This window comes from Mycobacterium sp. TH-M11, assembly GCF_057473725.1.
In genome coordinates this window covers 1-3263 of record NZ_JBYCLD010000539.1, presented here as the reverse complement: position 1 = coordinate 3263, position 3263 = coordinate 1, and the positions used below count along the sequence as shown (strand labels likewise).

Genomic DNA, 3263 nt, shown 5'->3' with positions numbered 1-3263 from the left:
CTGGCGACTCAGTGTCAATATCGATCGGGACGGCGACCGCCTCAAGATGTCGAAACTTGATTTCGTCCAATGAATTCCGAGTCAGAGTCCATGCCTGACAGCGCCGAGTCGACGGACGAGGACGTGGCCTCGCAGAAGGTCGCCACCAAAGCTCCTGCCGACGGTGAATCACCGCCCGACCGTACCGGCGCGGTCGACCGATTGATCGCTGGCGCTCTCGCACACTGGCTTTCACTCGTTCTGACGGCATCGGTGATCGCCGCAGTGGGACTGACTGTGTGCCTGTTCGTTCTTCAGTACCGCCCGGATCGACAGGTCGACGACGCCGCGGCCCAGCGGGCCGTCCAAGCTGCCTCCGACGGTGCCGTTGCCACCCTGTCGTATTCGAGCGACAGCATGGATCAAGACTTCGGCAGGGCACGGTCGCATCTCACCGGGGATTTCCTGGCCTACTACGACAAATTCACCAAAGAAATCGTCATTCCGGCGGTGCAGGAAAAGCACCTCGCACAGACGGCCACGGTGCTCAGAGCGGCCGTGTCAGAATTGGACGCGAACTCAGCCGTCGTGCTCGTTTTCCTCAACGAGACCACCACAGGCAAGGACAAGCCGCAACCGCTGATCACCCCGAGCAGCGTGCGCATCACGCTCACGAAGGTCCGCGGTTCGTGGTTGATCTCGAAGTTGGATCCGGTGGGATAAGCGCTACCGCCTTCGCAACCGAACCCATACCAGGCCGAACGTTCCGGTGTTATTCTCATCAGGCGAGAACGCCGCTACCGGTGCCGTAAACCGCTACGACATGGTCGGATTGAGCGCGTCGAGGAGTAGACGATGCGACCACTTGGAACAGTTGCCACCGCAATGCTGTTGGCTGCCAGTGCAGTTGGATTTGTAGGTCCCGCGACCACGGCCCGGGCGTATACGAAAGAAGAAGTCGCGATCAACGGGACGTACCGCGTCACGTCGATCGGTAACTGGGCCAAGATCAACGATCAGTACAACGGCGAGCCGACGACGGTGCAAACCTGGACGTTGAACTCGACATGCAGCAGCTTCCAGAATTGCGACGGCACGCTGAAAAGTAGCGAAGGCTGGAGCTCCCGCCTGTACATGCGGGACGGGACCTTGTGGTACGCCAAACACGAAGTGCCGAACTGGGAGCGTTGCCAAGACGGCACCGCCTTCACCGGAAAGCAGACTTTCTCTTTCTATCCCGCCGATCCCGACGGTACCGGTGAGATAAAGCTCGGATCGCCGGTAATGGCCGGCAAGAACAAGACGGTCGGCCCGAGCGGGGCCTGCGGGCAGAACCAATGGCTCACCATCGAGCTACCGATGCGGCTGGACAAGATCGGCTGACCGGCAGTCGCCGATCAGCCGTCTTTTATGTCGGAAGCAGGTCTTGCCACTTCTTGGGTGCCGTCGAGGTTGCCAGATCCGACTGCTGGTAGAACTTCCCGTCCGGAGTCAGATAGCGACCGGTCCGCGGATCGTACGAGGCGACCGCGACCGACGGAGCGGACTCAGTTGCTTTGCTGCCGAACGAACTTGGGGCCGCCTGGGGCCGGCCTCCATCGATCACCGTCGGTGGCTTCGGGGGCGCCGGCGGCCGATGCATGGCCGGTGGCGACGCCGGGACGTCGAGTGGCGCTATCGACGGAAAATCCCCCGCCTGAGTCGACATGTTGGCCGACGACGGAACCGGCGGCGTCGCCGCACCCATCGTGCCCGGTGGCGGAGTTGCTCCCCGCGGTCCCGGGGGTGTTCCGCGCGGGATGGCGCCCAACGGCAGCGGTGTTCCCTCGACCGGCCCGAAGATTCTCTTGTCCGCGGTGACCCGGTCGTCGGGCGGTACACCCTGGGCAAGCAGGTTGGGGTCCAGGGGGGACGGGCCGAGCACATGCTGGCGCATCGCCAACGGCATGTACGGCTTGTCGCTGTTGCAGATCTCGACTGTCGGCGCCCGCTTTCCCGGGTGCCCCATGCACGGATAGTTGCGGGCACCGCGAACCGCGAGCGGCGAATCCTGCGGCAGCTTGCAGTACAACCCATCCGGGGTGTCGATATCGCTGGTGTCGGCCGGGGATCGCCATTGGCTGGGCGGCAAGAAGCCGACCGTGCAAATGGGCGGATCGTCAACGGTGAGCGCGAAGTCACCCCTGGCTTGACCGTCGGGCCAGTTCTGGCCCTGCGCCGTTTGTTCGTAGGCAACCGCCGCCGGCAGCAGCACCAGCAGCTGTTCAATCGAGGGATGGTAGGTCACGCCGATCTGCCCGATCGTGGTCAGGTTGGCCAGCAGCACCGGCAACGTCGGCTTGATCTGCTGAAAGAGCTTCGACGCCTCGTCCAACGCCCCGGGACCCGTTTCCAGAATCGTGCGGAACCGGGAATCGTCGTTGGCCAGCACATCGGAAATCCCCGCCAGGCTGTGCGCCCACCGCCGGATCGGGTCGGTCGTCTGCGCTTGCGCGTCCAGCAACGGCTGCGCGTCTTCGGTCAGGGTTCGCGTGCGCTCGACAATGCCGTTGGAGTCGGCGGAGATTCGCGACGCTGCATCGGTCAGCGACCCCAAATCGTATCCAGCTCCGTTGAAGGCCTGGAAAGATTCGTCGAGCAGCCGGCCGATCTTGTTCTTGGGAAGGCTCTTGACCAAGGCGCTCACCTGATCGAGCATCGGTCCTACCGCTTGCGGAATCGTGGTGTCGCGCATGGCAATAACCGAGCCGTCGTGCAGAAACGGTCCCGAATCGGTGCGTGGCCGCAGGTCCACATACTGTTCACCCACCGCCGAGACGCTCAGTACATCGGCTTGCAGGTTGGCCGGAATCTTGGGCGAAGTACTCAGCGACAGCGTCGCTTTCGCGCCCTTCCCAGTCAGCGATACCTCGGTCACCTTGCCGATCTGCACTCCGCGGTAGGTCACGTTGGAGAACCGGTACAGACCACCAGTCGCCGGTAGCTCGAGCGTGACCGTCATCCGGCCGATACCGAGCAGCATCGGCGCCTGGATGTAGAAGAGGACCATCGAGACCACGCCGACGACCCCGACGATCGCGAAGATCAGCAGCTGAATCCGAACGAAGCGCGTCAGCATCTACCTGCTCCCCTCCACCGGCGCAATGCCCGGTGACGGCGCCTCATTCGGCGCGAGCGGTCCCGGCGCCGGCGGACCGGGCGGCGGCCCGAAGCCCCCGTGCAAGGGATCACGCGTGTACTGCAGGTACGGCGGATCCCCGGGCGCGGGTATCTGCTGTTCTCCG

3 protein-coding genes are annotated in these 3263 nt (G+C 63.7%); 2 read left to right on the top strand and 1 reads right to left on the bottom strand.

The annotated features are described in order from the left end of the window. Positions 1-69 precede the first annotated feature (69 nt). Positions 70-702: a hypothetical protein gene (locus tag AC2VOG_RS20450; RefSeq protein ID WP_486941643.1), complete on the top strand. Its 633-nt coding sequence runs from the start codon at positions 70-72 to the stop codon at positions 700-702. Between the two features lie 132 nt (positions 703-834). After that, complete coding sequence (locus AC2VOG_RS20445; protein ID WP_486941642.1) at positions 835-1362, top strand: Rv2253/PknI dimerization domain-containing protein; 528 nt, start codon at positions 835-837, stop codon at positions 1360-1362. A 25-nt stretch (positions 1363-1387) separates the two neighbouring features. Here the strand turns inward: AC2VOG_RS20445 and AC2VOG_RS20440 are convergent, their stop codons facing one another. After that, positions 1388-3097, bottom strand: coding sequence for an MCE family protein (locus tag AC2VOG_RS20440; RefSeq protein ID WP_486941641.1), 1710 nt, complete (start codon positions 3095-3097; stop codon positions 1388-1390). Between the last annotated feature and the right edge of the window lie 166 nt (positions 3098-3263).

Bases quoted from the DNA above. Each gene is read 5' to 3' on its own strand.
- AC2VOG_RS20450 (WP_486941643.1), top strand. From the start codon at position 70: ATGAATTCCGAGTCAGAGTCCATGCCTGACAGCGCCGAGTCGACGGAC.
- AC2VOG_RS20445 (WP_486941642.1), top strand. From the start codon at position 835: ATGCGACCACTTGGAACAGTTGCCACCGCAATGCTGTTGGCTGCCAGT.
- AC2VOG_RS20440 (WP_486941641.1), bottom strand. From the start codon at position 3,097: ATGCTGACGCGCTTCGTTCGGATTCAGCTGCTGATCTTCGCGATCGTC.